At 46.0% G+C, this 17,055-nt stretch carries 17 protein-coding genes; 1 reads left to right on the plus strand and 16 read right to left on the minus strand.

Features of this window, described 5'->3' with window-relative positions; all coding sequences use genetic code 11:
* Window positions 1–58: 58 nt before the first annotated feature.
* A complete protein-coding gene (ppsR, locus tag KU392_RS08610; RefSeq protein WP_169294432.1) occupies window positions 59–889 on the plus strand; it encodes a posphoenolpyruvate synthetase regulatory kinase/phosphorylase PpsR in 831 nt (276 codons plus the stop codon).
* 86 nt (window positions 890–975) lie between these two features.
* Here the strand turns inward: ppsR and KU392_RS08615 are convergent, their stop codons facing one another.
* From KU392_RS08615 to tsf, 16 genes are all read right to left on the minus strand, one after another.
* Window positions 976–1,833 carry a TrmH family RNA methyltransferase gene (locus KU392_RS08615; RefSeq protein WP_217735084.1) on the minus strand — a complete coding sequence of 286 codons (858 nt, stop codon included), beginning with the start codon at window positions 1,831–1,833 and terminating at the stop codon, window positions 976–978.
* A gap of 63 nt (window positions 1,834–1,896) precedes the next feature.
* Complete coding sequence (locus tag KU392_RS08620) at window positions 1,897–2,970, minus strand: fatty acid desaturase (RefSeq protein ID WP_169294430.1); 1,074 nt, start codon at window positions 2,968–2,970, stop codon at window positions 1,897–1,899.
* Between the two features lie 139 nt (window positions 2,971–3,109).
* Window positions 3,110–3,715 (minus strand): ribonuclease HII, encoded by a 606-nt coding sequence (rnhB, locus tag KU392_RS08625; protein WP_169294429.1) that lies wholly within the window; start codon window positions 3,713–3,715, stop codon window positions 3,110–3,112.
* A gap of 4 nt (window positions 3,716–3,719) precedes the next feature.
* On the minus strand, window positions 3,720–4,895 hold the full coding sequence (lpxB, locus tag KU392_RS08630; protein WP_169294428.1) for a lipid-A-disaccharide synthase: 1,176 nt from the start codon (window positions 4,893–4,895) through the stop codon (window positions 3,720–3,722).
* Window positions 4,895–5,686, minus strand: a complete 792-nt coding sequence (lpxA, locus tag KU392_RS08635; RefSeq protein WP_217735085.1) for an acyl-ACP--UDP-N-acetylglucosamine O-acyltransferase — start codon at window positions 5,684–5,686, stop codon at window positions 4,895–4,897. Before lpxA ends, lpxB begins: the two co-directional genes overlap by 1 nt.
* 2 nt (window positions 5,687–5,688) lie before the next feature.
* Entirely contained in the window at window positions 5,689–6,138 is a 450-nt protein-coding gene (gene fabZ, locus KU392_RS08640) for a 3-hydroxyacyl-ACP dehydratase FabZ (RefSeq protein ID WP_169294426.1), read from the minus strand.
* A gap of 81 nt (window positions 6,139–6,219) precedes the next feature.
* Window positions 6,220–7,305 (minus strand): UDP-3-O-(3-hydroxymyristoyl)glucosamine N-acyltransferase, encoded by a 1,086-nt coding sequence (gene lpxD / locus KU392_RS08645; protein WP_217735086.1) that lies wholly within the window; start codon window positions 7,303–7,305, stop codon window positions 6,220–6,222.
* Between the two features lie 2 nt (window positions 7,306–7,307).
* Window positions 7,308–7,913, minus strand: coding sequence for an OmpH/Skp family outer membrane protein (locus KU392_RS08650; protein ID WP_169294424.1), 606 nt, complete (start codon window positions 7,911–7,913; stop codon window positions 7,308–7,310).
* Between the two features lie 105 nt (window positions 7,914–8,018).
* Window positions 8,019–10,388, minus strand: a complete 2,370-nt coding sequence (bamA, locus tag KU392_RS08655; protein WP_169294423.1) for an outer membrane protein assembly factor BamA — start codon at window positions 10,386–10,388, stop codon at window positions 8,019–8,021.
* Window positions 10,389–10,491: 103 nt separating this feature from the next.
* Complete coding sequence (rseP, locus tag KU392_RS08660) at window positions 10,492–11,823, minus strand: RIP metalloprotease RseP (RefSeq protein WP_217735087.1); 1,332 nt, start codon at window positions 11,821–11,823, stop codon at window positions 10,492–10,494.
* Window positions 11,824–11,840: 17 nt separating this feature from the next.
* A complete protein-coding gene (locus KU392_RS08665) occupies window positions 11,841–13,016 on the minus strand; it encodes a 1-deoxy-D-xylulose-5-phosphate reductoisomerase (protein ID WP_169294421.1) in 1,176 nt (391 codons plus the stop codon).
* 6 nt (window positions 13,017–13,022) lie between these two features.
* Window positions 13,023–13,895 (minus strand): phosphatidate cytidylyltransferase, encoded by an 873-nt coding sequence (locus KU392_RS08670; protein ID WP_169294420.1) that lies wholly within the window; start codon window positions 13,893–13,895, stop codon window positions 13,023–13,025.
* A 13-nt stretch (window positions 13,896–13,908) separates the two neighbouring features.
* Window positions 13,909–14,664, minus strand: coding sequence for a polyprenyl diphosphate synthase (gene uppS, locus KU392_RS08675; RefSeq protein ID WP_169294419.1), 756 nt, complete (start codon window positions 14,662–14,664; stop codon window positions 13,909–13,911).
* A gap of 38 nt (window positions 14,665–14,702) precedes the next feature.
* The gene (gene frr, locus KU392_RS08680; protein ID WP_169294418.1) at window positions 14,703–15,263 is read right to left on the minus strand and encodes a ribosome recycling factor; all 561 of its coding nucleotides are present in this window, start codon (window positions 15,261–15,263) and stop codon (window positions 14,703–14,705) included.
* Window positions 15,264–15,273: 10 nt separating this feature from the next.
* Window positions 15,274–15,990: a UMP kinase gene (gene pyrH / locus KU392_RS08685; RefSeq protein WP_169294417.1), complete on the minus strand. Its 717-nt coding sequence runs from the start codon at window positions 15,988–15,990 to the stop codon at window positions 15,274–15,276.
* Between the two features lie 120 nt (window positions 15,991–16,110).
* Entirely contained in the window at window positions 16,111–16,983 is an 873-nt protein-coding gene (gene tsf, locus KU392_RS08690; protein WP_169294416.1) for a translation elongation factor Ts, read from the minus strand.
* Between the last annotated feature and the right edge of the window lie 72 nt (window positions 16,984–17,055).

The raw sequence follows: 17,055 nt of genomic DNA on the forward strand, positions 1-17,055 counted from the left end.
TCATGGACTGAATTGTACCGTTTTACGGTTTTTTTTGGGCGTTTTTTAGGCAATCACAATGCAACTTAATCAAAGAACTGTATTTATTGTATCGGACAGCACCGGTATTACCGCAGAAACCTTCAGTCACTCTGTACTTTCTCAGTTCAGTAAGTCTTTTGAGTTCCAGCAAATCCGGGAACCTTTCGTCACGACAGATGAAAAGGCCAAGGCTGTGGCAAAAAAAATCAATGAAATTGCCGAACGTGAAAAGAATCCACCCATCGTCTTCAGCACATTGGTCAAACAGGATATTCTTGCCTATGTCAAAGAGTCCAATTGCGTGTTCCTGGATATTTTTGGCACTTGCGTCAGCCAGCTTGAGTCAGCCTTAGGCGCCAAGTCCGAACCAACCATTGGTATGTCTCATTTAAGTGCCAGTTCAGAAGCCTACCGCAATCGCATCGAGGCAATCAACTTTAGCCTGGCCCACGATGACGGTCAATTCATTCATGGCCTTAAGGAAGCGGATGTGATTCTGGTGGGTGTTTCCCGTTGTGGTAAAACACCAACGAGCCTTTACCTTGCCATGCAATACGCCATCAAGGCAGCCAATTTTCCGTTAATTCCCGAAGACTTTGAACGCGGCAGCCTGCCTAAAACATTGCAGCCTTTCCGCAACAAGCTGTTCGGTTTGTCCATCCAGCCCGATCGCCTGAGTGAAGTCCGCAATGAACGTCGCCCAAACAGCCGTTATGCTACGCTGGAGCAATGTTTGTATGAAGTGGCTGAAGCAGAAAGATTAATGCGCCGCGAAGGCATTGAATGGCTGTCAACCACAACCAAGTCGATTGAAGAAATTTCCACGACTGTTTTGCAAATACTTGGGCTGAATAAATCCAGCTACTAAAAAAACCACCCTATCATCTATAAATACCTGTCCGTGTGTACATTTCACTGACAGGTATTTTTTTGACAGGCGGCCACTACACAGCTTCAAACGCAATAAAGACGCTGGCGCCGGTGTTCAAACAAGACAATACCGGCAGCAACCCCCACATTCAGCGACTCCACCCAATTTGTCTGGGGAATAAATACCTGATGATTTGCCTTGCTTAACAAGGCAGGGTGCACGCCCTGGCCTTCATGCCCCAACAACCATACACATTGTTCGGGCAAGCGTGTTTCATACAGGTTCTGCGCCTTGTCCGACAACGCAGTTGCCATGACCGGAACACTAGTCCGGCCAATGAGTTCGGACAAGTCTTGCTGCTCGTAAATATTCAGAGAAAAATGGGCCCCTTGGGCACTTCGCAAGACCTTGGATGACCAGGCTGAAACACAGCCTTTTGACAGATATACATGGCGAACCCCCGCTGCCGCGGCAGAACGCAGGATGGTCCCCGCATTACCCGGATCTTGTAACCGGTCCAGAAAAACCGCGTTCTCCCGAATCTTTTCCGGCACCTGGAAGGATGGCGTGTTCACCAGAAAAAGCACCCCTTGCGGTGAGTCCACCTGCGTCAAGTTTTTGAAGAGTTTATCGGGTACAACAACGCATTGATCCTGATTCAACACATTGAACAACTGCCAAACCTCATTAGCGGACGATTGCATGACAGATGCACCTTCCTGCATCAATTGATGCGCAGCTGCATGTTGCACGAATGCACCTGACTCGACCTGCTCTAGCACAGCGGCATTGAACACAGCCAACAAAGGATTCGCATGATGCGCTAACCATGAATGGCAAAGATGGACGCCTTCAATGAGGACCTGACCCTTTATTTTGCCAAGATGAACCTTCAGCAATTGCTTGTACAAGGGATTTTCTTTGGAGGAGATGGATTTCATACAAAAAATTATCCCGCATAAGCGGGATAATATCAAAGCCTAATATTGATGGTTCCGGATAGATTACAAAACCTGGGCTGTTGGCTTACCGTTGAAATCAAGCCAGCGCTTGTTTTCATAGTCATACAGCTTGGTTGCCTTGGCCGTTTTGAAATACCATCTCCAGCTGAATTTCTGTACCACAATCCGTTCTGGCAGCATTTCTTCAAGACGGGCTTGTGCAGCTTTCAACTTGTACAACGGAATACTCATATCAACGTGATGGGCAGTATGCTCAAGAATGTGATGCATGAGTGCACCAAAATGAAAGTTGAAGGTCAGATGCACGGTTGTGGAAACAAACGGCTGTGCCTTGGCCCACTCAACCTTGTTATCATGCCAAACCACTTTGGTATGTGTATGCTGTACATACACCACCCAGCCGATCATGTAAAACCAGAACATCAGTGGTACAAACCAGGCAAAAAACAACAGTGAGAAAATTGATTGATCAGTTTGAATGGCCGCAATGATCACGACCAGTGCCCAGGAAATACCAAACACACTGGATAGCAGGCCGTCCCAGAAAAAGACTTTACGCTGCGTACCCATATACGCCTTGGTGGGAAACATCATGCGGTTCCACCAGATTTCAACAAGATAATAAATGCCTGCACCCCAGCCACTGCGATAGAATCGCTCCATAAGCTGACGTCCTTTGGACATGGCAGCGTACTCTTCCGGTGTATGAGGGCACCAGACAAAATCCATGCCTTTCAGATTGGTATAGCCATGATGCACGACATTATGACCAACATCCCATAGGCTGTACGGTGAGACGGATGGCAAAAAGGCAATACGGCCCAACCATTTATTCAGCTTCCGGTGTGGTGTCAGGCTTTGGTGGCAGGCATCATGACCGATAATAAACAGACGGCCAATGACAAAACCACAAACCAGGCCGCAAATCAACTTTGCCCACCATGGTTCAAAAACAATTGCCCCGGCAATCAATGCAAAAAACAAGGCGATATCAATAATCATCAGAACAATAGCGCGAAGCGTGTTTTTTTCTGATAAGGGTGTTAACCAGCTCCGAATAATTTTACGATGCGGCAGTTCATTATTCGGTGGAATTGGCGTTAAAGGTGTGGTCATAAATAATATCTATCTAATAACAAAAGGCTGTAATTCTTTACAATGAAAGCAAATAATTGTACTGCCTTTTTATGGCAAAACAATTTTAAAACTTAAAATTAGCTTAATTAATGGAAAAAATCAATAAAAACAAAGACTTTTAACCCTGTAATTTTCTTACGGGCGCAAAACTCCGTCGATGTTCAGGACAGGCGCCATGCAAACGCAAGCGCTCTAAATGAAGAGCTGTCCCGTATCCTTTATGTTGATCAAAACCATATTCGGGATATTGTTCATGCAGTTCTCTCAATGACGCATCGCGGGCCGTTTTCGCCAGGATGGAAGCAGCAGAAATACAAGCCTCAAGCGCGTCCCCTTTAACAATAGCCCTACAGGCAACGGGCATATCTGCAGGCACACGGTTACCATCAATAAGCGCCAGACCTGGTGCAACAGACAAATTCAAAACCGCCCTTTTCATGGCCAGCATGGTTGCTTGCAGTATGTTGATCTGATCAATTTCTTCCACAGTGGCACAGGCAATAGACCAGGATAGTGCGTTTTCCTTGATTTCAAGCGCCAATTGTTCACGCTTTTTTTCGGATAGTTTTTTGGAGTCCATCAAACCATGAATGGTTTTTGCCGGATCCAGAATAACCGCAGCAGCATACACAGAACCTGCCAATGGCCCTCTTCCAGCCTCATCTATCCCGGCAATCAGTAAACCGTCTTCGTTGTCGGAAAACAAATCAAGATTATGATTCATAATATTACGCTGGTGAATTTGCCGCGTTTAAAATGGCTTGCGCCGCAAGATGGGCCGTATCCTGACGCAAAGTTTCATGAAGCAAGGAGAATTTTTGTTTGACCTCCAGAATATAAGCGGTATTTTCAAGCGCATTAAGACAGGCAGCCGCCAGATTTTCGGGCGTTGCTTCGTCTTGAAGAATTTCAGGAACAGCAAATTCTTTTAACAAGATATTGGGCAGTCCAACCCAAGGCACATAAGGCTTGAGTTGCCCTGATTTCCATTCCATCAGTTTTTTCATCAAAGGAGAAATCACATAGGAAATAACCATGGGTTTTTTGAATAAGGCCGTTTCAAGAGAGGCTGTACCACTGGCCACCAATACCGCGTCAGAAGCCTCCATCACATCCCATGCAACAGGACGTCCGGTCTCAGTCGCAGAAAAGGTTTTCAGGTTTTTAACCGGGATACTGGCATAAATCTCATCAAAATCTTTCTGCCTTTTTTCATTAACGATCGGCACAATAAACTGCAAAGCCGGATCGTGCTTTAGTAATTGTTGGGCAGTTTGCAAAAACCGTGGCGCCAGCAGTTTAACTTCTGATGCCCGGCTTCCAGGTAAAATCGCCAGTATCCGGCTGTCTGGGCTTAACCCCAAACGAAGCCTGGCGGCCTGCATATCGGGTTTAAGCGGGATCTGGCTGGCCAAGGGGTGGCCGACAAAAGTAACGGGAATACCCTCCTTTCGATAGATGTCCACTTCGAAAGGAAACAGGACCAACATGTGAGACACTGCTTTTTTGATGGCATGAATGCGCTCATATCGCCATGCCCAAATGGATGGGCCCACAAAATGAACGGTAGGGACCCCTTTTTCTCGCAATTTTTGTTCCAGGCGCAAATTGAAATCGGGCGCATCCACACCCACAAACACATCAGGTTTATGGGCGATTAAATTATTTTTAAGACTACTGTAAGTTCGGATTAAGGAAGGAAGTTGCTTGAGCGCATCAGCATAACCAAAAACACTTAATTTATCCATGGGATGCTGGATGTGCATGCCACGTGAGCGCATATTAGGCCCGCCTATGCCCGTAAAATGAACCTCTGGCTGGGCCTGCTTGATACCATCTATAATACGCGAGGCCAAAAGGTCACCAGAAGGTTCACCGGCAACCATTGCAACTTTCAGCCCCATCAACGACCTATACCACGTGAGTGAGTATCAAAGAAATCCAGGAATGGCTGAAGTGCCGTACGTGTATCCGGATGTTCTTCCTGATACTGTTTGATTTCATCAAGCGCTTCTTCTATCGATAACTTGCGCATATAAATGATTTTATAAGCTTTCTTGATGGCCGAGATTTCTTCAGCTGAAAAACCACGACGTTTGAGGCCCTCTGAATTGATACCAGCGGGACGATAAGGCTGACCGGCACCCAGCACATAAGGAGGAATATCCTGGCGAATGGCGCTCATGCCACCGGTCATGGAGTGTTCGCCAATACGGATAAACTGATGCGCGGCAGTGCCGCCTCCTACGATAGCCCAGTCACCAATATGAATATGCCCGGCCAGTTGCACCGAATTGGCAATAATGGTGTGACTGCCAATCTGGCAATCATGTGCAATATGCACATAAGCCATAATCCAGTTGTCATTACCTATGCGGGTAGTACCCACATCCTGAACGGTACCCGTATTGATGGTGACATATTCACGGACCGTGTTGTTGTCACCAATTTCAAGTTTAGTGGGCTCTCCCGCATATTTTTTGTCCTGGGGCATACCACCAATCGAACAAAAACGGTAGAAATTATTATTTTTACCAATCGTGGTACATCCATCGATAATACAATGAGCACCAACCGTTGTTCCTTCATCGATGCGAACATCTTTATGGATAATCGCATACGGGCCAACAATAACACTGGGATGGAGCTGTGCCCCATCGTAAACAATTGCTGTTGGATGGATGTTGTTTGACATTATTAGCCTAAATCCCTTATGGCACACATGATTTTTGCTTCAGCAACCACCTCGCCATCAACGACGGCCTTGGTTCTGTATTTACAAATGACTTTGCTGATGCGCTCTGCTTCTGCATGCAACATTAACTGATCGCCCGGTACTACCGGTTTGCGAAAACGGGCTCCATCAACCCCTACCAGGTAATAAGCCGTTTTTGAGCTGTCCAACATTGTGCCATCTTCATTTGAAAATGAAAATATTGCCGCTGCCTGGGCCAGCGCTTCAATAATAAGCACGCCGGGCATTACTGGCAAGTGTGGGAAATGACCTTGAAAAAAGGGTTCATTGATAGTTACGTTTTTGACAGCAACAATACTTTTTCCTGGAACCATTTCAAGGACACGATCCACCAACAGCATAGGATAACGATGAGGGATGCGATCCATAATGCCTTGAATATCGATTACCATAAATTTTCCTGTTATTAATATTTAAAAACTGATCAATTAAGCCGAGCCTGTACAGAAGCCAGTCCACTTAATTTGGTTGAATTATTTTTTTTCCAATTGCTGAATGCGTCTTCTGAGTTGGGCCAGCTGCTGAAGAACAGCTGCATTTTTTTGCCAGACTCCATGTGCGGCAATAGGAAAAACCCCTGTATAACGACCTGGCTCAAGAATATCAGAAGTGACGGCAGAGCCGCCAGAGATATGCACATCATCACCAATGGTAATATGACCGGAAACCATGCCGGCACCCGCAACGGTACAGCGGGTACCTATTTGGGTAGAGCCTGCAATACCCACACAGGCAGCCATGGCGGTATGGTCTCCAATTTTAACATTGTGACCAATCATGATCTGGTTATCCAGTTTGACACCATTACCAATAACCGTATCTTCAATGGCACCTCTGTCTACCGTCGTACAGGCACCAATCTCAACATCATTGCCAAGAATAACGCGCCCCAGCTGGGAGATCTTGCACCAGGCACCTTTTTCATGGCTGTTATCGGGCGCGAAGCCAAAACCGTCAGCACCAATGACCGAACCACTGTGCAATATACAGCGCTGACCGACGATCACGTCATGATAAAGGGTGACATTGGCATACAGGATGCTGTTATCACCAATCTCAGAGTTCCTGCCAATAACACATGACGCACCAATAATACAGCCCGCCGCAATTCTAACACCAGACTCGATAACCGCGAGCGGCCCAATGGAAACCCCTTGTTCAATAATGGCATCGGGAGCCACAATGGCCGAAGGATGTATCTGTTTGGGTATATTATTTAGCCTGAAGCTGTCAAACCATTGCGCTATCCGTGCATACATCAGATAGGGATTCTCACAGATCACCATCGCAAATGGGACGGTATCAGGTAAATGGTCAACCGCTTTTTGGGGAAGAATGACAGCAGCCGCTTCAGTTTTCAGTAAATGTGGAAAAAACTTCGCATTTGAAAGAAAACTGATTTCAGTCTTTCCTGCATTATTCAGGGAGCCCAAACCATAAATTGATGGCAAGGGTTGGTTTGAACTGTTTTTGATTTTCCAATCCAAACCTCGCGTATCAACCTGTTCAAGCAGCTTATCCAGTGAAACTGCCTGATTCGGATTTAATACGATTGCCATACTTATTTTTTATCCAGTGCTTTAATAACGATATCGGTGATATCAATACGCGCACTGACAGTTACCGCATCTTGAACAATCAGATCGTAATTCTCTTTTTCAGCGATGTCACGAATGGCTGCATTGGCTTTATCTACAATACCGGAAAAAGCCTCATTACGACGACGATTGAAGTCTTCCTGAAATTCACGACGTTTACGCTGAAGATCGGTATCAAGGTCAGCCAATTCACGTTGAGCCTTTGTACGCTCCGCATCTGTCATGACCGGTGCATTTTTATCAAATTGCTCTGCTTTGCTACGCAGGTTATTAGCCAGCTTTTGCAGCTCTTCATCTCTTTTTTTAAATTCAGTTTCGATTTTGTCCTGTGCTTCTTTTGCTGGCGCAGAATCACGAAGGATCTTTTCAGTATTAACGAACCCGATTTTCAACGGGCTGGTGCTGGAGGTTTCTGCCGCAGCTTCAGTCTTTGTTTCTGTCCCTTCGGTTGTTTTTTTTGCTTGTGCGAATACAGTCGGTGCTGTCAATGAAAGACCGATAACTGATGTTGCAAGCAACATACCAACTTTACGTTTGCCGAAAGTATTTTTTGCCAAACTTGAACTCATGAAAATAACCTTATAATGTAAAAGGAATTATATAAAAATTCGTTCACCAGGATTATTTCAAAAAATCCTGATGATTAAATACCTGTTAAAGTTTGTGTATAACCATTAAAATGCAGTGCCAATCTGGAACTGGAAGGATTCTTTATTATCACCTGGTTTTGCACTGATTGGGCGAGCATATGAAATTTGCAATGGGCCCAGCGGAGACTGCCATGACAAACCCACACCGGCAGAATAGCGCCAGTCACACGGCTTTTCAACCAGACCACCATTATTTGCATTACCGTTAGTGCAGGCAGTTTTACCTGACACACTCACTTTACCGGCATCGGCAAACACAAACCATCGCAGGGTGCGGTCATTTTGTGTACCTGGGAAAGGCAGATACAACTGTAAATTGGCAATCACACGGGTAGAGCCACCTAAATAGTCACCTGAAACCAGATCACGTGGGCCCAGAGAAGCTCCTTCATAACCGCGAACGGAACCAATACCACCGGCATACAGATTCTTGATGACAGGGAAGGGCTTTTTGCTGTCCAAGCTTCTACCGTAGTCGGCGCCAAGGTTGAAGGCAAGCGTATAATCTTTACCCAAAGGCAAATAGTATTGTTGCTGGGCACTTAGCATATAGTATTTCAAATCGCCTACGCCAGCCGTTGCCATAAGTGATGTGTAGTAGCCTTTACTTGGTGCAAGTGCGCTGTCGCGAGTATCTTTGGCCCAGCCAAGGTTAAACAGGAAAGTGTTGGTGGATTCACCGTAAATGTCGACAAAATCACGATAAGCTTTCGGAATAATATATCCGGAATCGGCACTGGGTAATTCAATCTTGTTGTTTTCAAAGGTCAGACCCATGAAAATACGGTCATTTTCAGAAATGGGCACCCCGAAATTCATACCCAAACCAATCGAACGTGTCCGGTAGTTATCTTCGTCCTGATCTACATTTGAGTTGTAAGGGCGGTCAATGCGGTAATACAAAGAAGTGGTACGACTGATTCCGCTTGAAGTCCAGTATGGATCTGTGTGTGTGATAACGGCGGCACGGTTTCGTTTGCTGGTATTGACCTGTAAGCCCAAATCGGTACCACTACCAAAAATGTTTTCCTGGCTGATACCACCGTTAAACGAAAGTTTATCGGTAGAACCATAACCCACACCAAGGTTAATCATGCCGGTAGGTTTTTCCTTGACGTCAACAATGATGTCTACCTGATCGTCAGTACCTGCTACGGGAGCCTGGTTAACCTGCACCTCGTTGAAATAACCCAAACGATCTATGCGCTCCTGAGAGGTGGTCAATTGAGCAGCATCATACCAGGCCGCTTCTTGCTGGCGCATTTCACGACGAATAACCTTGTCACGTGTACGTACATTACCGCCAATATCAATACGGCGCACATAAACTCGCTTGCCCGGATCAACAAAAAAAGTAAGATCGGCCTCGGTAGTACCGGGGATCGTAACCGGATTTGGCGTTACCGTGGCAAAGGCATATCCCAGTTCGCCCAGGCGGTTTTTAATGGCGGCAACCGTCTCTCGTGCTTTTGAGGCATTGAATACCTCACCGGGTTTCTGTATTAACATTGACTCAAGCTCGGTATTCAGATCAAGCAGATCACCGGCAAGTTGAACCTTACGTAAAGTATAAGGTTCACCTTCACTGATCGTCATGTTGATGGAGATATCTTCCCGGTTGGGGGAAATGGTAACCTGGGGCGGTTCCATATTGAAATCCAGGTAACCGCGATCAAGATAGAAGCCTTTGATGGTTTCTGTATCCTGTTCGAGTTTTTCACGTGAATATTTATGAGTGCCTGTATACCACGTCATGAAACCAGGTGTGGTAAGGCTTAACTCATCAAGCAGTTCGCTTTCGGAAAAAGCCTTGTTGCCGACAATATTGATATCTTTGATACGGGAAGAAACACCTTCATCAACCGTAAAACTGATACCCACCCTGTTATTGGGCAAAGGTGTGAGCGTTGATGTGACGTCGACACCATAATGCCCCTTGACGACATATTGCTGGCGAATTTCCGTGGTGGCGCGATCCAGAAGTGCAGGATCAAGTGCCCGACCGGTACCAAAACCCACTTGTGAAAGTGCAGTGGTAATGGCCTTATTGTCAAAAGCGCGCATTCCTTCAAAGGTAATGGAAGTAATAAGCGGCCGCTCTACAACATTGACCTGGACAATATTGTTTGCCGTATTGATTTTAACATCATTGAAAAGGCCGGTTGCATACAGACGACGGATGAGGTCTGAGGCCTGCTCTTCGGTAAATGTGTTACCAACCTGTACGGGCATGTAACTGAATACCATTGAAGGCTCTGTACTTTCCAGGCCTGTAACCTGGATATCCTTGATGACAAAGGGTGAAAAGGCAAACGCTGCCTGCGGTATTAATAATGTGGCGATAAGAGAGGGAATCGCTTTTTTTCTTATATATGTCATCGGACGAAAAGACATTCGGACTATCCTTGATTAATATTCAGTTAGAACATAACATGCGATTGTAAGGCAGAAATTCCTTATTTGCCAGCAAAAACCCGCTCTTTGACGCATCAAAAACTCATAAAACACGGGCAATGTCATTTACAAATGCAAATATCATCAAAAACAGCAATAATGAATAACCAACCATCAGGCTTTTTTCCTGAACCTGCTCGGGCAAGGCTTTTTTCCTGACCATTTCAATCAAACAAAAAACCATTTGACCGCCATCAAGTCCAGGAATGGGAATCAGGTTCAGAACCCCGATACTGACCGTAATAAGCGCTATAAACTCGATGAATTTATCAAGACCCACCTGGGCGGACTGACCCGCATAATCGGCAATGGCGATGGGGCCGCTAATGTTTTTCCAAGACAACTGTCCCGTGACCATTTTCCCAAGCATTTTCAAAGAAAACCAGGCCGTATCAAAGGTTTGCACAGTTGCCAGATATATGCTTTCAAAAATACCATAGCGCACGGTAAGGGTCGGGTATTGACCAGAAAAAGCCACCCCGATCTTGCCTATGGCCTGGCCATTTTCATTAAACTCGGCACGTGGCGTAACATTAAGCGACAACTCGGTATTATTCCTTGAAATCAGCAAGGGCAAGGTTTTATCTGGATTTGCCTGTATGAATGAGATCAAGTCAGTAATGCTTATATCCTCGTGAGTACCTGCATTCAATACCAGGTCTCCATGCCTGAGTCCAGCCTGCTGCCCTGCCCCATCATCAAGAACATTGGCAACACGGGGCTTGGGTGCCATTAATGCAAGACCCGCCTGCCCCATTAAATCAACGCCTTCCAGCGTGCCCGATACTTTTGGAAAGTGTATGGATACCTCACGTGTTGCGCCATTTGGATTCTGCAGCAACAGCGTGGAATCAGCACCCGTGGCAAGTGGTTCAAGCAGGGCTAAACGGGCCTCAGCCCATCCTTGCACATCCATGCCATTTACCGCCAATACCCTGTCTCCACCTTTGATGCCAGCCATATAGGCAGCCGTTTCGGGCGCAGGTTGGGCAAGGTATGGGACAGGCTCTGTGGTTCCAGTAATTTTCATCCCGGAATAAATAATGATCGCCAGTAAAAAACTGAAGAAAGGACCTGCACCAAAAATAACAAACCTTTGCCAGGGCGTTTTCTGGCTAATAGCTCTGGCGGCCTCCCGTGGCGAGGAGCCCGCCAGCGGTTCAGCAAGCGGTTTCACATAGCCACCCAGAGGCAGGGCCGAAACTGCCCATTCAGTACCATGTTTATCGGTTCTTTTAAAGAGGACCTTTCCAAAACCCAGCGAAAAGCGCTCTACTCTTACGTTGTAATAACGGGCAGCAAAATAGTGCCCCAGCTCATGGAAAACAACCACGACACTGATGGTAATGATAAAAAAAAGCAGATTAAAAAGCATCAAGATCCCCAGACTGATCAATGTGTAGCGTTTAACAATTCACTGGTGTGACTTCTAGCCATGGCATCAAGCTCGAAGACATCATCTATATGACACAAAGCGCCTTTGACAGTTCCTGCAAAGCCATCAAGCATTTTTTCTATGGTCACCGCAATATCGGTGAATTTTATTTTGTTTTTAAGGAAATAATCCACGGCCACCTCATTGGAGGCATTAAGCACCACACAATCTGCCTGACTGGATTTCAAGGCATCAAAGGCAAGCCGAAGGCAGGGAAACCGCTGATAATCAGGCAACTCAAAATTAAGTTGCAACAAACGCGAAAAATCAAAGCTCTCGGTATTGCTTTCAATCCTATCCGGGTAACCCAATGCATAGGAAATGGGAATCCGCATATCAGGATTTCCCAATTGCGCCAGCAAAGAGCCATCGATATATTCAACCAGGGAATGAATCGTACTTTCAGGATGAACCAGGACATCAATCCGGGAGGCATCAACATCAAACATCCATTTCGCCTCTATCACCTCGAGACCCTTGTTTAGCATGGTTGCTGAATCAATGGATATTTTTCGTCCCATGGACCAATTGGGATGCTTGCATGCCTGCTCGGGGGTTACCGCTGAAAGCCCTGCAGGGTCAATGTTGCGAAATGGCCCACCCGAAGCCGTAAGAATAAGGCGTTTTACCTGAGCGTTATATTTTCCATTGGGAAGACATTGAAAAATGGCATTATGCTCGCTATCAAGCGGTAACAAAGTGGCATTGTTTTTTCTTACTGTTTCCATAAACAGAGAGCCTGCTGCAACCAGTGCCTCTTTGTTGGCCAATAAAATCCGCTTTCCTGCCTGTGCGGCGGCAAAAGCAGATGGCAAACCGGCCGTTCCCACGATAGCAGCCACAACCGTATCAGCCTCCGGATCACGAGCTGTTGCACACAATCCCTCTGAACCAATACGTATTTCAGGCATACTTACCTCTGAAGGCCAAAGTTGCCTGAATGTTTTTTCTGCTGCCACATCAGGAACGATTACAACCTTTGGATGATGAACCAGGGAGAGCTCAAGCAATTTTCGAATACGACTATGAGCACTTAACGCATATACGGAAAAACGATCCGCGTGTTTGTGAATAACATCCAGCGTACTATCGCCAATGGAACCGGTGGCACCAAATATCGCTATGTTTTGCATAATAAATCAATGAATAAGTAAATACCAGATCAACACTGCAATCGGACTGACTGACAATATTGAGTCCAGACGATCCCAGGCACCACCATGACCAGGCAATAAATTGCTGGAATCCTTGAAACCTGCCCGCCGCTTCAGCAGTGACTCATACAGGTCTCCTAGAATGGAATAAACCGCCAGCAGCAAGCCCACTGCAGGCACAAGAAGAATGGAAGACTGTTTTAAAATGAAATGGGAAAAGCTATTGTCGATAAAGGCACTGGCCAGCATCCAGATCATGGAGGCCAAGATACCACACAAGGCACCCGAACGGGTTTTTCCCGGACTGATTTTAGGCGCGAGCTTCTCACCTCCGAAATGCTTGCCACCAAAGTAAGCAAAAATATCGGCACACCAGATTAAAATCAGGTAAGAAAAAACAAACCAGGCTCCATGAATGAAATACATGGCAATGATGGCATACCAGGTTGCCACAATGGTGATAAAACCAAATATGGCATGTAAAAAATTTTTTCCAATAGAGTCAAGCCGGGCCCGGTAAAGGACTACCGGAATAATCAACAACCAGACAAGCGCACTAAGCACAACAAAAAACAGGCCTGTATTGTTGAATATGGATAAATATAATGCGTCACCAGCCATTATTTTGGGTAGAAAAACAGAACCACCTACAAATAACACAAAAAGGGCGACACCCCCGACAAGCTCAATCCCTTTTTTTTGGCATGTTTGAGGCAAAGCAAGCCTTAACCATTCCCAAAAAGCAGCGGCTGCGGCCAGGCTGACAAAACAGTTAAAATACGCCGGGTTTGGTATTGAAACAACCGCAACCAGAACCGCCAAAAGAATAATGGCTGTTATGACTCTTTGGCCGAGCATGAATGCCCCCTTGTTATTTTGTTTTAAGCTGTGCGCTGGTGCGCCCAAACCGGCGTTCACGTCCCCGGTACCACTCAAAAGCCAACTCCAGATCTTTCTCTTTGATGTCTGGCCAGTAAGTATTGGTAAAATAAAGCTCTGTGTAAGCCAACTGCCAAATCATGAAATTTGAAATGCGGCTCTCCCCCCCCGTTCTGATAAACAGGTCGGGTTCTGGTGCCCAGGACATGGCGAGATAACTGCCAAGCAGTTGCTCATTGATTAACGCTGGATCCTGAACGGCTTGCGGATTTTCAGCAACCAGACGCTTTATGGCCTGCAGAATATCCCAGCGGCCCCCGTAATTGGCAGCAATTGTCAGGGTCATTCTAGTATTACCGCTGGTTTTTTCCTGAGATTGCAGAATCAGTTGTTGGAGTTTTGGCTCAAACTGAGACAAATCACCCACGACCTTCAGACATATGTCATTTTCATTCAGGCGTTTGACCTCCCGCTCCAGAGTGCGAATAAAAAGACGCATGAGCAACGAGACTTCATCTTTAGGACGACGCCAGTTCTCTGAGCTGAATGCAAACAGGGTCAGATAGCTGACGCCGCTTCTGGCGCAATGCTCGACAACTTTACGTACCGCCTGCACGCCACGGACATGCCCTGCCGTACGAGGCATTTTTCGATCGGTTGCCCAGCGGCCATTGCCGTCCATAATAATGGCAATGTGCTTTGGCACATCATGGGTTTCCGGAATATCAAGTGTCGAACTCTGAATCATTGGCAAATTTCAATTAATGTAAAAATATAAGCCAACGCTTAAACTTTCATGATTTCGGCTTCTTTTTGAGAAACCAGGGTATCAATTTCAGACACGAATTTATCCGTCATTTTCTGGATATCATCCTGACCACGACGCTCATCGTCTTCCGAGATTTCTTTCTCTTTCACCATTTTCTTAAAAGTGTCATTGGCATCACGTCGCAGATTACGAATTGCAATTTTAGCATCTTCACCTTCGTTTTTAACCACTTTGGTCAGATCACGGCGACGCTCTTCCGTTAAGGCAGGCATTGGCACACGCAAAAGCTCACCCATCGCAACGGGATTCAAACCCAGATCTGATTCACGAATCGCCTTTTCCAACGGTCCGGCCATGTTTTTTTCCCATGGCTGAACACTGAGTGTGCGCGCATCAATCACATTCACTGCCGCAACCTGGCTGACAGGAACCATTGAACCGTAATACTCAACCTGCACGTGATCAAGCAGCGCAGCAGAGGCTCGACCCGTACGAATTTTTGACAAATTGTTTTTCAGCGTCTCAATGGATTTACTCATCCTGGTTTCAGCTGATTTCTTTACTTCTGAAATACTCATTGCATATCCTTTATACGTGAACTAACGTGCCTTCATCTTCACCGCAAACAGCTCTTTTCAGGGCACCCGGCTTGTTAATTGAAAAAACCATAATAGGAAGTTTCTGGTCACGACACAAAGCAAATGCCGTTGCATCCATCACTTCAAGACGACGGGTAATGGCCTCATCAAAACTGATGCGCGAATATTTTGTCGCGGTAGGATCTTTATTGGGGTCCGCAGAATAAATGCCATCGACTTTCGTGGCTTTCATGACAATTTCAACACCCATTTCCGCACCACGCAATGCGGCAGCGGTATCCGTGGTGAAGAATGGGTTTCCTGTGCCGGCAGCAAAAATAACCACTTTCTTCTCTTCCAGATAACGCAAGGCCTTGGGTCGAATATAAGGCTCTACCACCTGATCAATATTCAATGCAGATTGAACCCGTGCAACAACACCGTGGTTTTTAAGTGCATCTTGCAATGCCAGGGCATTCATGACTGTTGCCATCATACCCATGTAGTCTGCGGTTGCCCTGTCCATGCCTTGCGCTCCGGGCGCCACGCCACGGAAAATATTACCGCCGCCAATGACAATAGAAAGCTCTATTCCCAACTTCGCAACCTCAGCAATTTCTTCCGTCATGCGAATAATCGTTGCTCGATTAATGCCATAAGCATCGTCACCCATCAAGGCTTCGCCGGAAAGCTTTAAAAGAACGCGTTTAAATTTATTGCCACTCATGCCAAGGCATCCTTAAAAAAATTAATATGCTATTGTAACAAGTCCGGAACAAGACTTTTGCAGTTTTCAAAAATAATCCCCTTAAAAGGGGATTATTTTTATCAGGCGAAAATGCGTGATTTAGTTACCGGTAGCAGCAGCAACCTCAGCAGCAAAATCTGTAACCTGTTTTTCAATACCTTCACCGACCACAAACATGGCAAAGCTGGAAATAGAAGCTTTTTTCTCTTTCAGCATTTGCTCAACCGTTTGTTTGTCATTTTTCACGAATGGCTGGGTCAACAAGGTAACTTCCTTGAGGAATTTGGCAATAGAACCCTCAACCATTTTGGTAACGATATCGGCAGGTTTACCAGACTCTGACGCTTTTTGCTCTGCAACAGAACGTTCTTTCTCGATTTCCTCGGCAGGTACACCGCTGGCATCGATCGCTTTAGGCTTGGTGGCAGCAATGTGCATGGCCAGGTCTTTACCCACTTCAGGATCACCCGCGAACTCAACCAATACACCAATACGACCACCGTGAACATAGCTGGCCAACAGGTTTTCGGTTTCGATCCGCTTGAAGCGGCGAATAGACATATTCTCACCAATCTTGCCAATCAGGGCTGAGCGTGTTGACTCTACGGTACCCTCAGCAAATGGCAGGGCAGACAGTGCCTCAACGTCAGCAGGATTTTCTTTGGTAATCAATTCAGCCATTTGATTGACGAAGTTAATGAAGTCTTCATTTTTCGCAACAAAGTCAGTTTCGCAGTTGATTTCAACAACAGCACCTGTTTTGCCATCTTCAGCAATAAAAAGACCAACCAGACCTTCAGCAGTAACACGCGAAGCGGCCTTGCTGGCTTTGCTACCCAGCTTGACACGCAGGATTTCCTCGGCGCGAGCCAAGTCACCATCAGCTTCTGTCAGGGCTTTTTTGCATTCCATCATGGGCGCATCTGTTTTCTCGCGCAGTTCCTTAACCATCGCAGCAGTAATCGCAGCCATTTTTACTCCAGTATTTTTAAAGTCGCCCCGACTGGGCGGGGCGAATTGAATTTACAAATATAATTGATCAGC

It is taken from the genome of Advenella alkanexedens (genome assembly GCF_019132845.1).
Classification (GTDB): domain Bacteria; phylum Pseudomonadota; class Gammaproteobacteria; order Burkholderiales; family Burkholderiaceae_B; genus Advenella; species Advenella alkanexedens.